Origin of the sequence: Thalassococcus sp. BH17M4-6, assembly GCF_049323015.1 — a bacterium.
Taxonomy (GTDB): Bacteria; Pseudomonadota; Alphaproteobacteria; order Rhodobacterales; family Rhodobacteraceae; genus Puniceibacterium.
This window is the reverse complement of record NZ_JBMPGU010000006.1, coordinates 149464-164529: the sequence shown is the minus strand read 5'-3', so window position 1 is coordinate 164529 and position 15066 is coordinate 149464. Positions and strand designations below refer to the sequence as shown.

The 15066-nt window shown below is 62.5% G+C and carries 15 protein-coding genes; 11 read left to right on the top strand and 4 right to left on the bottom strand.

Going from position 1 to position 15066, the window contains the following annotated elements; all coding sequences use genetic code 11:
• Positions 1-5: 5 nt before the first annotated feature.
• The 3 genes from ACOXXX_RS10870 to gloB all read right to left on the bottom strand — a co-directional run bounded on the left by ACOXXX_RS10870 (position 6) and on the right by gloB (position 4219).
• The gene (locus ACOXXX_RS10870; RefSeq protein WP_422826598.1) at positions 6-968 is read right to left on the bottom strand and encodes a M23 family metallopeptidase; all 963 of its coding nucleotides are present in this window, start codon (positions 966-968) and stop codon (positions 6-8) included.
• Positions 968-3295 (bottom strand): ATP-dependent Clp protease ATP-binding subunit ClpA, encoded by a 2328-nt coding sequence (gene clpA, locus ACOXXX_RS10865; protein WP_422826597.1) that lies wholly within the window; start codon positions 3293-3295, stop codon positions 968-970. Before clpA ends, ACOXXX_RS10870 begins: the two co-directional genes overlap by 1 nt.
• A 156-nt stretch (positions 3296-3451) precedes the next feature.
• The gene (gene gloB / locus ACOXXX_RS10860) at positions 3452-4219 is read right to left on the bottom strand and encodes a hydroxyacylglutathione hydrolase (RefSeq protein ID WP_422826673.1); all 768 of its coding nucleotides are present in this window, start codon (positions 4217-4219) and stop codon (positions 3452-3454) included.
• 61 nt (positions 4220-4280) lie between these two features.
• On the opposite strand from gloB, the gene ACOXXX_RS10855 reads away from it, so the two are divergent.
• The 8 genes from ACOXXX_RS10855 to ACOXXX_RS10820 all read left to right on the top strand — a co-directional run bounded on the left by ACOXXX_RS10855 (position 4281) and on the right by ACOXXX_RS10820 (position 11600).
• A complete protein-coding gene (locus ACOXXX_RS10855) occupies positions 4281-5030 on the top strand; it encodes a class I SAM-dependent methyltransferase (RefSeq protein WP_422826596.1) in 750 nt (249 codons plus the stop codon).
• Positions 5031-5418: 388 nt separating this feature from the next.
• The gene (locus ACOXXX_RS10850; RefSeq protein WP_422826595.1) at positions 5419-5985 is read left to right on the top strand and encodes a F0F1 ATP synthase subunit delta; all 567 of its coding nucleotides are present in this window, start codon (positions 5419-5421) and stop codon (positions 5983-5985) included.
• Positions 5986-7524 (top strand): F0F1 ATP synthase subunit alpha, encoded by a 1539-nt coding sequence (atpA, locus tag ACOXXX_RS10845; protein WP_422826594.1) that lies wholly within the window; start codon positions 5986-5988, stop codon positions 7522-7524. It abuts the gene before it with no gap.
• Between the two features lie 15 nt (positions 7525-7539).
• Positions 7540-8418 (top strand): F0F1 ATP synthase subunit gamma, encoded by an 879-nt coding sequence (locus ACOXXX_RS10840; RefSeq protein WP_422826593.1) that lies wholly within the window; start codon positions 7540-7542, stop codon positions 8416-8418.
• 16 nt (positions 8419-8434) lie between these two features.
• A complete protein-coding gene (atpD, locus tag ACOXXX_RS10835) occupies positions 8435-9859 on the top strand; it encodes a F0F1 ATP synthase subunit beta (protein ID WP_422826592.1) in 1425 nt (474 codons plus the stop codon).
• 95 nt (positions 9860-9954) lie between these two features.
• A complete protein-coding gene (locus ACOXXX_RS10830; protein WP_422826591.1) occupies positions 9955-10389 on the top strand; it encodes a F0F1 ATP synthase subunit epsilon in 435 nt (144 codons plus the stop codon).
• A gap of 97 nt (positions 10390-10486) precedes the next feature.
• Positions 10487-11149: a MarC family protein gene (locus ACOXXX_RS10825; protein ID WP_422826590.1), complete on the top strand. Its 663-nt coding sequence runs from the start codon at positions 10487-10489 to the stop codon at positions 11147-11149.
• 100 nt (positions 11150-11249) lie between these two features.
• Positions 11250-11600: an H-type lectin domain-containing protein gene (locus ACOXXX_RS10820; protein WP_422826589.1), complete on the top strand. Its 351-nt coding sequence runs from the start codon at positions 11250-11252 to the stop codon at positions 11598-11600.
• A 21-nt stretch (positions 11601-11621) separates the two neighbouring features.
• Here ACOXXX_RS10820 and ACOXXX_RS10815 read toward each other — a convergent pair whose 3' ends face one another.
• Positions 11622-12260, bottom strand: coding sequence for a UbiX family flavin prenyltransferase (locus tag ACOXXX_RS10815; RefSeq protein WP_422826588.1), 639 nt, complete (start codon positions 12258-12260; stop codon positions 11622-11624).
• 207 nt (positions 12261-12467) lie between these two features.
• Between ACOXXX_RS10815 and ACOXXX_RS10810 the strand changes: the two genes are divergently transcribed.
• The 3 genes from ACOXXX_RS10810 (at position 12468) to ACOXXX_RS10800 (ending at position 15063) form a co-directional block, all read left to right on the top strand.
• Positions 12468-13223: a response regulator transcription factor gene (locus tag ACOXXX_RS10810; protein ID WP_422826587.1), complete on the top strand. Its 756-nt coding sequence runs from the start codon at positions 12468-12470 to the stop codon at positions 13221-13223.
• A gap of 448 nt (positions 13224-13671) precedes the next feature.
• Complete coding sequence (locus ACOXXX_RS10805) at positions 13672-14079, top strand: anthrone oxygenase family protein (protein ID WP_422826586.1); 408 nt, start codon at positions 13672-13674, stop codon at positions 14077-14079.
• A 237-nt stretch (positions 14080-14316) separates the two neighbouring features.
• A complete protein-coding gene (locus ACOXXX_RS10800; RefSeq protein ID WP_422826585.1) occupies positions 14317-15063 on the top strand; it encodes an ABC transporter ATP-binding protein in 747 nt (248 codons plus the stop codon).
• Positions 15064-15066 lie beyond the last annotated feature (3 nt).

Sequence of the window (15066 nt, the reverse complement as noted above, 5' to 3'; positions counted from 1 at the left end):
CTTCGCTATTCCACGCGGATGGTGGCGGGGCGGCGTGCGAGGATCCGGCCATCGCGTTTGAGCGTGACGTGGCCCGTGTAGCTGCCTTGCGGCCAGCCGCCCGAGGGTGCCTTGCGACCTTGGGCGCGGAACAGCTGTGCCCGGCCTTTGTCGATGGTCTGGCTTGCCTGCAGGATCTGGCCGCCCGGTCCCGTCGCTTCGAATTCCACGACATCGCCAGTCTGCGCGAAGAAGGCAAAGCCGTAAAGCACCAGGTCGTGGTCCGGGCGCGCGCTGTCGCGGCGGGCGGCGCCCGATTGCACATGCGCGAGGCTGGGCACCGAGGTGGAAAACGCCGCGGTGAAAAGTCCGGCTTTGTCATAGCCGGGCATGTCGCGCCAGAGCGCCGGCGTGTCCGCGCCGCAGGTCTGGCTGGCGCCGGGGTTGAAGGGGTCGATGATTTCGCCATCTTTGAGAACCGTCAGATGCACATGCGCAAAGTTCGACTGGCCGCTCATCCCCACCAGCCCCAACGGCTTGCCCGCATCGACCACGTCGCCCTTCCTCACCGTCAGGCTGCCGTTCTTGAGGTGGCAATAGAGCGTCTTGTAGCCGTTGGGATGGCCGATGCGCACCGCGTTGCCGCATTCTCGGCCCTTGATGCGGGCGGCCACCTCTGCCGTATAGGGTTCATCTGCAACGCCGTCGCGGACCGCCTCGACCAGGCCCGGCGCGGCGGCCAGCACCCGGACCCCGGCGCGCATGGCGTCCTCGTCCAGCAGGGCGAAATCGGTGCCCCGGTGTCCGTCGCGGGATTTCAGGCCGCAGGTGTAATCATGCTGGGCAAAGGTCGGGTCGGCATCGACATAATCCTCGATAAAGCAGGTCTCTCCGAGGGTGCAGTCGAGCGGCAGCGACAAAAAAGAAACCTCCGCCGCGGTGGGCGCGGCGGAGGTTGCAATGAGCAGTGCCAGCGCGGTGCGCAGCATCACTCGGCGGTGAGAAGGGGCGGCTTGTTGCCGGAAATCCGGCGCTTCTCGGGCCCTTCGAAATCGAGCTCCAGCTTGCCGTCCTTGACCGACACCTTGACGAGGCCGCCCTTGGCCAGCTTGCCGAACAACAGCTCTTCGGCGAGCGGCTTCTTGATGTGTTCCTGGATCACGCGGCCCAGGGGACGGGCGCCCATCTTGTCGTCATAGCCCTTGTCGGCCAGCCATTCTGCGGCGGGCTTGGTCAGTTCGATGGTCACGTTGCGATCCATCAACTGGGCCTCAAGCTGCAGCACGAACTTTTCGACCACCTGCAGGATCGTGTCCTTGGGCAGCGGCGCAAAGCTGATCACCGCGTCCAGGCGGTTGCGGAACTCCGGCGTGAAGGTGCGTTCGATCGCCGCCGTATCTTCGCCTTCGCGACGGTCGCGGCCAAAGCCGATGGCGGCCTTTGCCTGTTCCGAGGCGCCTGCGTTCGAGGTCATGATCAGGATCACGTTGCGGAAATCCACCGTGCGGCCGTTGTGATCTGTCAGCGTGCCGTGGTCCATGACCTGCAGCAGGATGTTGTAGACATCCGGATGCGCCTTTTCGATCTCGTCCAGCAGCAGCACGCAATGCGGGTGCTGGTCGACGCCGTCGGTCAGCTGACCGCCCTGGTCGAACCCGACATAGCCCGGAGGCGCGCCGATGAGCCGCGAAACGGCATGTTTCTCCATGTATTCCGACATGTCGAAACGCATCAGTTCCACCCCCAACGTGTCCGCCAGCTGCTTGGCCACCTCGGTCTTGCCGACGCCTGTGGGCCCGGCAAAGAGGTAATTGCCGATGGGCTTTTCGGGTTCGCGCAGACCGGCACGGGCCAGCTTGATCGCCGAACTGAGCGCCACGATGGCCTTGTCCTGGCCAAAGACCACGCGCTTGAGCGAGTTTTCGAGGTCCTTGAGAACCTCTGCGTCGTTCTTGCTGACGTTCTTGGGCGGGATGCGGGCGATCTTGGCCACGACATCCTCGATCTCTTTGGCACCGATGGTTTTGCGCCGCTTGCTTTCGGGCAGCAGGTGCTGCGCCGCACCCGCCTCGTCGATCACGTCGATCGCCTTGTCGGGCAGCTTGCGGTCGTTGATGTAGCGGGCCGACAGCTCGACCGCGGATTTCACCGCGTCGGCGGTGTATTTGACGCCGTGATGCTCCTCGAAATACTCCTTGAGGCCCTTGAGGATCTTCACCGTGTCCTGCACCGACGGTTCGTTCACGTCGATCTTCTGGAACCGGCGCGACAGGGCGCGGTCCTTTTCGAAGTGCTGGCGGAACTCCTTGTAGGTGGTCGACCCCATGGTGCGCAGCTTGCCGCCCTGCAGCGCGGGCTTGAGCAGGTTCGACGCATCCATTGCGCCACCGGACGTGGCACCGGCACCGATCACGGTGTGAATCTCGTCGATGAAGAGCACCGCGTCGGGGTGATCCTCAAGCTCGGTCACGACGGCCTTAAGCCGTTCCTCGAAATCGCCGCGGTAGCGGGTGCCGGCGAGCAGCGCGCCCATGTCGAGCGAATAGATCGTGGCGTTGGCCAGCACCTCGGGCACGTCTTCGGTGACGATCTTGCGCGCCAGACCTTCGGCGATGGCGGTCTTGCCGACGCCAGGGTCACCCACGAGAAGCGGGTTGTTCTTGCGGCGGCGGCACAGCACCTGAATGCAACGCTCCACTTCGGACGCGCGGCCGATCAGCGGATCGACATCGCCCTTGCGGGACTTCGAATTCAGATCGACGCAGTACTTGTCCAGCGCGCTTTCGTTCTTTTCGGCGGCGGCCTGATCGGTGGGCTGCGGCTCTTCCTCGATCTCGGGGGCGCCGGACACCGGGCGGCTCTCGCCGTAGGCCGGGTTCTTGGCGACGCCATGCGCGATGAAGTTGACCGCATCGTAGCGCGTCATGTCCTGCTCCTGCAGGAAGTAGGCCGCGTTCGACTCGCGTTCGGCAAAAATGGCGACCAGCACGTTGGCCCCGGTGACCTCGGTCCGGCCGGAGCTTTGGACGTGGATCGCGGCGCGCTGGATGACGCGCTGGAAGGCCGCGGTCGGCACCGCCTCGGATCCTTCGATGTCGGTCACGAGGTTGGCAAGATCCTCGTCGATGAATTCGACCAGGGTGGTGCGCAGTTCTTCGGTATCGACATTGCACGCTTTCATCACCCGCGCAGCGTCGGGTTCGTCGATCAGCGCCAGAAGCAGATGCTCCAGCGTGGCGAATTCGTGCGACCGCGAATTGGCAAGTGCCAGCGCGGCGTGGATGGACTGCTCAAGCGTGTTCGAGAATGAAGGCACGTTCGTGCTCCTTCTTGTCTGTGTCGGCCCGGGATAGGAACCAGACTGGCCTCTTACGGTTAAAGTTTGGTCGATTGTGACCACGCTTCAAGTTTTTTCTGTGAAAATCCCGGACACAATCGAACCTGTGTTCGAAACGTGACGTGATTTTGCCCATTAGAAATTGTCTTTGCGCTTGCGGATTTCGGCAAAGACGGCGGCGTCAGAGGCGTCTGTCAGCGAAAGCCCTGCCTTTACGCCAGGGTCCGAGGCGCGCAGGAAGGGGTTGGTGGCCAATTCCTCGGACAGCAGCGACGGAACGGTCGGCTGGTTGTCGGCGCGGGCCTTGGCGATTGCGTCTGCTCTTGATTTAAGCGCCTGATTGTCCGGTTCAATAGTGAGCGCGAACTTCGCATTGGCGGCCGTGTATTCGTGGCCGGAACAAACCGTCGTGTCGGGCGGCAGGGCGGCCAGGGTCGAGAGGCTTTGCCACATCTGTTCGGCGGTGCCTTCGAAAAGCCGCCCGCATCCCAGAGCCATCAGGCTGTCGGCGGTAAAGACTGTCGCGGCGTCGGGGACGTAAAAGGCGATGTGCCCGACGGTGTGGCCCGACACATCCATCACCTCCACCTCGTGCCCGGCGAAATCGAAACTGTCGCCATCCGACACCGACCGGTCGAGCGGCGGCAGGCGGTGCTTGTCGGCCAGCGCGCCGGTCACCCGGGCGGGATGCCTCGCAAGCAGGGCCTCGACCCCCTGGATATGGTCGTCGTGGTGATGGGTCAGCCAGATCTCCGACAGGGTCCAGCCGCGCGCCTCCAGTTCGGCGGCGATGGGGGCGGCTTCGGGCACGTCGATCACCGCGGTTGCGCCGCTGTCGGCGTCGTGCAGCAGGTACGTGTAATTGTCGCTGAGCGCCGGGATCGTCACAAGGTCGAGGGGCATGGTCATTCCATCCTGTCCGGTTACACTGGCCACAGCTTGGACGATCAGCCCCGAGGCTGCAATGCACCTGGATGTCAACGATTTGCGACTTTTCTACTACCGCAGCGCGCTGGGGCGTGCGGCGCAGTCGGTCGTGCGCGCCGAGGTGCTGCGGTTCTGGCCCGAGGCAAAGGGGCAGACGGTTGCGGGATTCGGCTTTGCGGTGCCGCTGCTGCGGCCCTATCTGGCCGATGCGCGCCGGGTGATCGGGCTGATGCCCGCGCCACAGGGGGTGATGCACTGGCCGTCTGCGATGCCCAACGTGTCGGTGCTGTGCGAAGACGCGCTCTGGCCGCTGGAAACCGGGCACGTGGACCGGCTGGTGATGATGCACGGGCTTGAGACGTCGGAAAACCCCTCGGCGCTGCTGGACGAGGCGTACCGCGTGCTGGGCCCCGGTGGGCGCGCGCTTTTCATCGTGCCGAACCGCTCGGGGCTTTGGGCGCGGTCGGATGCGACGCCCTTCGGCTATGGCCGCCCCTATTCGCTGACCCAGCTCGAGGCGCAGTTGAAGGCGCATGACTTCATCCCCGAACGCCACGTGTCGGTTTTGTATCAGCCGCCATCGACCCGGCGGTTCTGGATGAAATCGGCGCGGTTCTGGGAATCGACCGGGCGGGCGATCCCGGCGATCATGGCGGGCGGCGTGCTCATGGTGATGGCCGCAAAGCGCTATCCGCCGACCCGCACCCGGGTGGGGGAGGGGGCACGCGTCCGCAACCCGCTTGAGGTTCTGTCGCCGTCTCCGGGCAAAGTGGCAAAGCCTGTCTGAGGTTCGGACCCGCCTGCGCGCCCTGAGACACCCGACAGGGATTTGAGGACCCGGCACGACCTGCCTGAAAAATGTGCGATCCTGAAATCGCCCCGTCGCCGAACCGTCTGCTGCGGGGCAGGAGGTGCAGACAAGTAAAGGAATCGTTTTCGTTCACGAAAAAATGCGTCTTTTGTAATGTCGTGTGTTAGTCACAAGGTCGCACTTGGCCAAAGCGCCAGTAAATCAGGGCTATGGACGATCCGCAAAATCGCCTTAGCATGTTGCGGGGTGGGGGAGCGTCTGTTACATCCGCGCTGATTTTGATGTTCCGGCCCTGCGCCGGGACAAGGTTAACGCCTCCGGGCACCCCGTTCGCGGGGCGCCACGGGGGCATCATATCGGAAGGGTGGACGTGTCTGACTCAGCTTCGATTTCCTCCGGCATCGCACAACGCTATGCCACGGCGATCTTCGAGATCGCCAAAGAGAACAAGCGGCTCGACAAACTTGAGGCCAATCTGGGCGATCTTCAGACGGCCCTGAGCGAAAGCGCCGATCTGCGCGAATTGCTGCAATCGCCGATCCTGACGCGCGAGGTGCAGGGTCAGGCGATCAAGTCGATTGCCAAGAAAATGAGCCTGATCCCGGCGCTGCAGAATGCGCTGGCGCTGATGGCCTCCAAGCGGCGGCTGTTCGTGGTGCCGCAGATGGTGCGCCAATTGCAGGAAATGATCGCGGAGGAGAATGGCGAGGTGACGGCCGATGTCGTATCCGCCAAGGAACTGACCGCCGCGCAGTCCAAGAAACTTTCCGAGACGCTCAAGGCCCAGGTCGGCCGCGACGTCAAAATCAATGCCTCCGTCGATGAATCCCTCATCGGCGGGCTTGTCGTCAAGGTGGGCTCGAAGATGATCGATACCTCGATCCGCTCCAAGCTCAATTCCCTCCAGAATGTAATGAAAGAGGTCGGATAAATGGGTATCCAAGCAGCCGAAATTTCTGCGATCCTGAAGGATCAGATCAAGAACTTTGGCCAGGACGCCGAAGTCGCCGAGGTGGGCCGCGTGCTCTCCGTCGGTGACGGGATTGCGCGGGTTTACGGCCTCGACAACTGCCAGGCCGGCGAAATGGTCGAATTTCCGGGCGGCATTCAGGGCATGGCGCTGAACCTCGAAGCCGACAACGTCGGCGTCGTGATCTTCGGCACCGACCGCGACATCAAGGAAGGTGACCTGGTCAAGCGCACCAAGTCCATTGTGGACGTGCCGATTGGTGACGCCCTGCTGGGCCGCGTCGTTGACGGCCTGGGCAACCCGCTGGACGGCAAGGGCGAGATCAAGACCGACAAGCGCGGTCTGGCCGACGTCAAGGCGCCGGGCATCATCCCGCGCAAATCCGTGCATGAGCCGATGGCCACCGGCCTGAAATCCGTCGACGCGATGATCCCGATTGGCCGTGGCCAGCGCGAACTGATCATCGGCGACCGTCAGACCGGCAAGACCGCCGTGGCGCTCGACACCGTTCTGAACCAGAAAAGCTACAACGACGCGGCGGGCGACGACGAAAGCAAGAAGCTTTACTGCGTCTACGTCGCCATCGGCCAGAAGCGGTCGACCGTGGCGCAGCTGGTGAAAAAGCTCGAAGAGACCGGCGCCATCGACTATTCCATCGTTGTGGCCGCGACCGCGTCGGACCCTGCGCCGATGCAGTACCTGGCCCCCTACACCGCGACCGCGATGGCCGAGCATTTCCGCGACAATGGCCGTCACGCGCTGATCATCTACGATGACCTGTCGAAGCAGGCCGTGTCCTACCGCCAGATGTCGCTGCTTCTGCGCCGCCCGCCGGGCCGCGAAGCCTATCCGGGCGACGTTTTCTACCTCCACTCCCGCCTGCTGGAACGGTCGGCGAAGCTGGGTGACGAGGCTGGCAACGGCTCGCTGACGGCGCTGCCGATCATCGAAACGCAAGGCGGCGACGTGTCGGCGTTCATTCCGACCAACGTGATCTCGATCACCGATGGCCAGATTTTCCTGGAAACCGAACTTTTCTACCAGGGCATCCGTCCGGCCGTGAACACCGGTCTGTCGGTCAGCCGTGTGGGCTCTTCGGCCCAGACCAACGCGATGAAATCCGTCGCGGGTCCGGTCAAGCTGGAGCTGGCGCAGTACCGAGAAATGGCGGCCTTCGCGCAGTTCGGTTCGGACCTCGACGCGTCGACGCAGAAGCTGCTCAACCGTGGTGCACGCCTGACCGAACTGATGAAGCAGCCGCAGTATTCGCCGCTGACCAACGCGGAAATCGTCTGCGTCATCTTCGCAGGCACAAAGGGTTATCTCGACAACATCCCCGTCAGCGACGTGGGCCGGTTCGAGAAGGGCCTGCTGAGCCACCTGCGCGGCAAGAACAAGGATCTGCTGGATTACATCACCAACGAGGATCCGAAGATCAAGGGCGAGGCAGAGGACCGTGTCCGCGCGGCACTGGACGAATACGCCAAAGACTTCGCGTAAGGGAGAGGTAGGCACATGCCGAGTCTCAAGGACCTGAAAAACCGGATCGAGTCGGTCAAATCGACCCGCAAGATCACCAAGGCCATGCAGATGGTGGCCGCCGCGAAACTGCGGCGGGCACAGGATGCTGCCGAACAGGCACGTCCCTACGCCGAACGCTTTGCCGCCGTCATGGGGTCGCTTGCGGCCTCTGTCGGGGACAGCGATTCCGCGCCGCGCCTGCTGGCGGGCACGGGTAAGGACGATGTGCATCTGCTGGTTGTGATGACCGCCGAGCGTGGGCTTTGCGGTGGTTTCAACGCCAACATCGCCAAGCTCGCCAAGCAGAAGATCAAGGATCTGCAGGGCAAGGGCAAGACCGTGAAGGTGCTGACCGTCGGCAAGAAGGGCCGCGACAGCATGCGTCGCGACTACGGCGATCTGTTCATCGATCACGTCGACATGGGCGACGTCAAACGCGTCAGCTATGCCGATGCGCAGTCGATCGCTCGCGGCATCCTCGAACGATTTGACGCCGGCGAATTCGACGTCTGCACGATCTTCTATTCGGAGTTCGAAAACGTGGTGAGCCAGATCCCCACCGCGCAGCAGGTGATCCCGGCCGATTTCGACGCCCCCGAAGAAGGCGAAGAGGCGACCACGCTTTACGATTACGAACCGAGCGAGGAAGAGATCCTGGCCGATCTGCTGCCGCGCGGAGTCGCGACGCAGATCTTCGCCGCGCTGCTGGAAAATGCCGCCAGCGAACAGGGCGCGCGGATGTCGGCGATGGACAACGCCACCCGCAATGCCGGTGACATGATCGAAGACCTCACCATCGAATACAACCGTTCGCGTCAGGCCGTCATCACCAACGAACTGATCGAAATTATCTCGGGCGCGGAAGCGCTCTAAGAACCGGAGAACACTCATGGCAAACGCAAAAGGCAAAATCACCCAGGTGATCGGCGCTGTGGTTGACGTGCAGTTCAGCGATCACCTGCCGGCGATCCTCAACGCGCTCAACACCGACAACAACGGGAAGAAACTGGTTCTGGAGGTGTCGCAGCACCTGGGCGAAAATACCGTCCGCTGCATCGCGATGGACGCAACCGAAGGTCTGGTCCGCGGTCAGGAAGTGACCGACACCGACGGCCCGATCTCGGTGCCCGTGGGCAACGCCACGCTGGGCCGCATCCTGAACGTCGTGGGCGAGCCCGTGGACGAAGGCGGCCCCGTCGAAGCGGACGAGTATCGCCCGATCCACGCCGAGGCGCCCGAGTTCAACGAACAGTCGACCGAGTCCGAAATCCTCGTGACCGGCATCAAGGTGGTGGACCTGCTGGCGCCCTACGCCAAGGGCGGCAAGATCGGCCTCTTCGGCGGTGCCGGTGTGGGCAAGACGGTTCTGATCATGGAACTGATCAACAACATCGCCAAGGTGCACTCGGGCTTTTCGGTCTTTGCCGGTGTGGGCGAGCGGACCCGTGAGGGCAACGACCTCTATCACGAGATGATCGAATCCAACGTGATCAAGCCCGACAACCTGTCGGAGAGCCAGGTGGCGCTGGTCTACGGCCAGATGAACGAACCGCCGGGTGCCCGTGCCCGCGTGGCCCTGACCGGCCTGACCCTGGCCGAACAGTTCCGCGACCAGTCCGGGACCGACGTTCTGTTCTTCGTCGACAACATCTTCCGCTTCACGCAGGCGGGCTCCGAGGTGTCGGCGCTTCTGGGTCGTATCCCGTCCGCTGTGGGCTACCAGCCGACGCTGGCCACCGACATGGGCGCGATGCAGGAACGTATCACTTCCACCAAGGCCGGTTCGATCACCTCGATCCAGGCCGTGTACGTGCCCGCGGACGACCTCACCGACCCCGCGCCTGCCACCACCTTTGCGCACCTCGATGCGACGACGGTTCTGAGCCGCGCGATTTCGGAGCTGGGCATCTACCCGGCGGTGGACCCGCTCGACAGTTCCTCGCGCCTCATGGACCCGCAGATCGTGGGCGAAGAGCACTACCAGGTGGCACGTGACGTGCAGGGAATCCTGCAGCGCTACAAGTCGCTTCAGGACATCATCGCCATTCTCGGCATGGACGAACTGAGCGAAGAGGACAAGTTGACCGTGGCCCGTGCCCGGAAAATCCAGCGCTTCCTGTCGCAGCCCTTCGACGTGGCGAAGGTGTTCACCGGCTCCGACGGTGTGCAGGTGCCGCTGGAAGAGACGATTTCGTCCTTCAAGGCGGTTGTGGCCGGTGAATACGATCACCTGCCCGAAGGCGCCTTCTACATGGTGGGCGGCATCGACGAGGTGAAGGCCAAGGCCGAACGTATGGCCGCCGACGCCGCTTGATCGCAAACCGGGGTCGCTCTTCCAGCCCTTGCGGACTGTCCTCGCGAGGACGCCCGCCCGGGCGGAAGAGCGTGCCCGAACCAAAGGAATGACACATGGCGGATAAACTGCAATTCGATCTGGTCAGCCCCGAACGTCGGCTGATGTCGGCCGAAGCGATCTCGGTCCGCATTCCCGGCGCCGATGGCGACCTGACCGCGATGCCGAACCACGCGCCGCTGATCACCACGCTTCGCCCCGGTGTCCTGACCGTCGAGACCGACAAGGGCTCCGAGGAATTCGTGGTCACCGGCGGTTTCGCCGAAATCGGCGAAGGCGTCACGGTTCTGGCCGAACGCGCCCTGCCGCGGGCCGATGTCGATCAGGAGACCTATGAAGAGATGGTCGCCGAAGCGCAGGAAGCCTATGGCAAAGCCAAGGAAACCTTCAAGAACGAGCCGGGCCCGGTCGACGACGCGGCCAAGCTGCTCTCCGACATGGTCGCCATCGGGAACCACATCGGCCTGTCGCCGAAACAGCCGAACCTCTGATCCCGGTCAGACGCGATTGTTCAGAAGCCCCGCCCCTCGCGGGGCTTCTTGATTTCTCTCTCAGTGTCCTGCACTCTTTCTCAAAGCGTCCCCCGCCATGCCCGATCTCGACTGGCCGATGATCCTGCGCGAACTCATCACGCTCTTTGTGGTGATCGACCCGGTCGGGTCCTTGCCGGTCTTCTATTTCGCCACGGCGACGGTTCCCGCGGCGCTGCACTGGCGCTTTGCCCTGCGCGCCGTGGCGGTGGCGACAGTGGTGCTGATGCTGTTCCTTGTCGCCGGGCAACTGGTGCTCGAGGCGCTGGGGCTGCGCTTTGGATCTTTCCAGATCGCCGGTGGCATCATCCTGTTCCTGTTCGCCATGAGCATGATCTTCGGCGATGCGAAACCCGCGCGCGAGATCGAAGAGGCCGAGCGCGACCATCTTGCGGGCGCGGTCTTTCCGCTGGCGATGCCGTCCATCGCCTCGCCCGGGGCCATGCTTGCCATCGTTGTCCTGACCGATAACAACCGCAATTCCATCCCCGATCAGATGGTCACGGCGAGCCTGCTGCTGCTGGTACTTCTGGTCACGCTCGTGCTGCTTCTGCTGGCGGCGCGGCTCAAACGGGTCATCGGCGGCACCGGCGCCAATGTCATCAGCCGTGTCATGGGCATCGTCCTGGCCACCGTGGCGGTGGACGCCGTTCTGGGCGGGCTGGACGCGGTGGGCGTCCTCGACCTACCCGAAAGCCCGGGGTTGATCGCTGGGCAGTGACTGCGCAGACCCCCGCCGTCCTTGCGCAAAATTCCCCTTTTCCCGTTCCCATTTTTGCCCAAATCGCTGACTATGCCCAAAGAAATGGCAAGAGGCAGGCATGAAACGGTTACGCGGTGCGACGGTTGGCATTGACCAGGGCAATGTGGAGTTGTTTTCCGAATTCGCCAGCGGCGGCGATATGTGGGTCGGCTCGGGCTCGCGCGAGCGGCGCAAGTGGATCGAATTTTCCGCCATCTACAGGGACATCCCGTCGGTGCATCTGTCGCTGTCGCTGTGGGACATGGACAGCAACGCCAACGTGCGCGCTGACCTGACGGCCGAGAACATCGGCACCAAGGGGTTCGACATGGTGTTCCGCACCTGGGGCGACACCCGCGTGGCGCGGGTGCGCATGGCCTGGATCGCCATTGGTGAGGTCATGGGCGAGGACGACTGGGATCTTTACTGACGCGCGCGCTCCGGCGGCGGATCAGGCCGCGCCATCCTCTTTCCAGCGGGGTGCCAGCGTCGTGTGAATCCCCAGCGCGTCCAGCCAGCGCTGCACCTGGTGGTTGACCAGATCGTCCAGCGTCTGGCCCTGGGTGTAGAAGGCCGGCATCGGCGGGGCGATGATCGCGCCCATTTCCGTCGCCGCCGTCATGTTGCGCAGATGACCCAGGTGCAGCGGCGTTTCGCGCACCCCCAGCACCAGCGGCCGCCGTTCCTTCAGGGTCACATCCGCTGCACGCGTAAGCAGACTGCTGCCGATCCCGTTCGCGATTTCCGCGAGGGTCTTGACGCTGCAGGGCGCAATCACCATGCCATGGGTGCGAAACGACCCCGAGGCCAGGCTGGCCCCGATATCACGATTGGAATGCACATGGTCGGCCAGCGATTTGGCCATTTCAAAGCCATTCTCGGTCTCGACCGCGAGTGTCTGGATCGCCGCCTTGCTGACGATCAGATGCGTTTCGATGGAATGGCCTTGCAGCACCTCCAGCAGGCGCAGCGCGAAGGGCATGCCGGATGCGCCCGACAGGCCCACGATCAGGCGGATTTTCGTGCCGTTCGCCTGCGATCCCGACTGGGTGTCGGACGCGGTGGACAGGGTAAGTTTCGAAGGGATCATGGAAAGTAATCCTAGGTTGTAGACAGTGCGTTTTTTCTCTTATAAGCAGATCGTGGGTTTTGTTAACGTAAGGGAAGACCTGATGATGAAAGGCGAGAATCCGAGCATGCCCCCGCTTGATGATGCGGTCAGGTTAGGCGCGCTGGCCCTCACAGACACTTCCTTTTTTGTGGAGAAATTAGATAAACCGTCATGATAAACGTTCTCTTGATAGACGATGATGTCGAGCTTGCAGAGCTGATGCGCGATGTTCTGAAGAACTACAGCATCGAATTGCACGCGGTACACAGCCCCGGCGAAGGCTTTGCGGCCCTGGAGGCCAACAAATACGATCTTGTGCTGCTCGACGTGATGCTGCCCGAGGTGAACGGCCTGCAGATGTGCAGCAAGATCCGCTACAGCAATGCCCCCTACAAGGATGTGTCGATCATCATCCTGACGGCCCGTACCGAACTGACCGACATGGTCGTGGGGCTTGAGACCGGGGCGGACGACTACGTCAAGAAACCGTTCGAGCCGCGCGAGCTTGTGGCACGAATCAACGCGATTCTGCGGCGCACACGGGCCCCGGAGCTGGCCGCGGCCCAGCCCCAGGTTGACGAGGCGCCGATCGCATCGGCGAAAAGCGGCGTATGCTGCGAGATCGTCCTCGAAGGGGATGTGCTGCAGATCGAAACCGAACGCGCGCAGGTGCGCATGAACGGCCAAAAGCTGGAAACCACGTCGATGGAGTTCGAGCTGATCGCGGCTCTGGCCCAACGTCCGGGCGAGATTCTCAACCGCGACGATCTGCTGGGCGAGGTGCACGGCACCAATGTGATCTACACGCGCAGCATCGACGCACTGATCTACCGCCTGCGGACCAAGATCAAGGAAGCCGGGGCAGAGGTCGATTTCATCCGCACCGTACGCGGGCGCGGGTATTCGCTGGTCGGGCAGGTCAGGCAGTCGATCAGCGCCTGATTCTGCAGGACAGATGGGAAAAGGCATCGGTTTCGACCGGTGCCTTCCCGCGTTTTATTCTCCGTCACAAAATATCCGCACACGTATAGCGGTAGTTTCGCGATGATCCGGCGCGGCAGGGCTGAGTTCTGTCACAAATCCCCACGAGGTGACACAAATCCGGTCAGTTTTTCGATTTTTGTGTCCATGTAAAATCACAATTCGCCACACTTCTCTATTTATCTGTCATTTGCGGTTTTTTGTCGAATGATTTGGGGGCGCATTCCTTTGATCATGGAATTGCGCTAATCTGCCGTTGGTATCAACCTTCCCATAGAAGCGATTGCAAGCCATGCTCAGACTCAATTATCTTCTTTGTCTCGTCCCCCTTGTCCTTTTCGGTGCAATCGGCGGGTTCTTCTACGCGTATTCGGTTTCTGTCATGCAGGGGTTGAACAATCTGCCTGACGTGGATGCGATACGGGCGATGCAGGAGCTTAATCGGGGCACGCGAAACGGGGTGTTTCTCTTCACCTTCCTCTTCACACCGATCCTGGCGCTGGGATGCGCTGCGGTGCTCTATTTCAAGGGGCGACAGACATCGGCGCTTTTCCTCTTTGCGGCGGCGGCGATCTACTTTGGTGGGTCGTTCCTGCCCACAGTGAACGTCAGCGTCCCGATGAATCACGCGATCGAGGCCATTGATCCCGCCGGTATATCCCTGGCCGAGGCGGCGCAGATCTGGGCGGACTACAGCGCCGACTGGACCTACTGGAACACCATACGCGCGGTCATGGCGCTGATCGGTCTGGCGCTTGCTGCCACTGCAATGTACAGCGTCACCCGCGTCGCGGTGCCGGTGGGCCAACCCGCCTGACACGCGCCATCCATGCCACCGGAACAGCCGTCGGAGCCTGCTTCGGCGGTTTTTTCTTTTTTGAAGTTTTGTGGCGCGAAAATGAATGAGCGTTTTCAGATCTTCATATTCATCTTTCTCACGCCAATTTTCGATATTCATAGCGCGTTGAAAAACCATTCTTTGTTGTTTGAATAAACGACCCTCGGCTTCGTAAATTGGGTGCAGAAACTCATCTGCCCGAAAAGGACCGAGATCGTGAACACCGCCTACAATCCCCAGTCGTTCGAATACGACACGCTGCGCCCGGCGACAGCGCCCGAACCGGCCGCTTCGGTGGTCCGGTTCCGCAACCTGAGCAAGATCTATCACATGGACCGGGTCGAGGTTCCGGCGTTGCGGTCGGTGTCGGGGGCCATCGCGCAATCCGAAACCACCTTCATCACCGGGCCGTCGGGCAGCGGCAAGTCGACGCTGCTCAACATCATCGGTCTGCTGGACAAGCCCACGGACGGCGAGATGACCATCCTGGGCGAAGACGTCACCAACCTCAGCGATCGGGCGGCCGCGGACTTCCGCGCGCAGCACATCGGCTTTGTCTTCCAGAGCTTCAACCTGATCCCGGTTCTGTCGCTGCGTGAGAACGTCGAATTTCCGCTGCTCAACCGCAAGGTGTCGGCGGCGGCGCGGCGCGACAAGGCGATGGAATACCTCGACGCGGTCGGCCTGACCGATTTCGTCGACCGTCGCCCCGGCGAGATTTCCGGCGGCCAGCGTCAGCGCGTGGCCATCGCCCGCGCCCTGGTGACCGAGCCGACGCTGATCATCGCGGACGAACCCACCGCCAACCTCGACAGCAAGACCTCGCGCGACATCGTCGCGCTGCTCGATCGGATGAAATCGGAACTCAACACAAGCGTCGTGATCTGCACGCACGACACCAACCTGATCACGCCGCAAAGCGCGGTCATCAACATCATCGACGGCCAGACGGCCGAGGAGTGAACG

Excerpts from the sequence above, each read along its gene's own strand:
- ACOXXX_RS10870 (WP_422826598.1), bottom strand. The coding sequence starts at position 968 with ATGCTGCGCACCGCGCTGGCACTGCTCATTGCAACCTCCGCCGCGCCC.
- gloB (WP_422826673.1), bottom strand. The coding sequence starts at position 4,219 with ATGCCCCTCGACCTTGTGACGATCCCGGCGCTCAGCGACAATTACACG.
- ACOXXX_RS10855 (WP_422826596.1), top strand. The coding sequence starts at position 4,281 with ATGCACCTGGATGTCAACGATTTGCGACTTTTCTACTACCGCAGCGCG.
- atpA (WP_422826594.1), top strand. The coding sequence starts at position 5,986 with ATGGGTATCCAAGCAGCCGAAATTTCTGCGATCCTGAAGGATCAGATC.
- ACOXXX_RS10840 (WP_422826593.1), top strand. The coding sequence starts at position 7,540 with ATGCCGAGTCTCAAGGACCTGAAAAACCGGATCGAGTCGGTCAAATCG.
- atpD (WP_422826592.1), top strand. The coding sequence starts at position 8,435 with ATGGCAAACGCAAAAGGCAAAATCACCCAGGTGATCGGCGCTGTGGTT.
- ACOXXX_RS10830 (WP_422826591.1), top strand. The coding sequence starts at position 9,955 with ATGGCGGATAAACTGCAATTCGATCTGGTCAGCCCCGAACGTCGGCTG.
- ACOXXX_RS10825 (WP_422826590.1), top strand. The coding sequence starts at position 10,487 with ATGCCCGATCTCGACTGGCCGATGATCCTGCGCGAACTCATCACGCTC.
- ACOXXX_RS10820 (WP_422826589.1), top strand. The coding sequence starts at position 11,250 with ATGAAACGGTTACGCGGTGCGACGGTTGGCATTGACCAGGGCAATGTG.
- ACOXXX_RS10815 (WP_422826588.1), bottom strand. The coding sequence starts at position 12,260 with ATGATCCCTTCGAAACTTACCCTGTCCACCGCGTCCGACACCCAGTCG.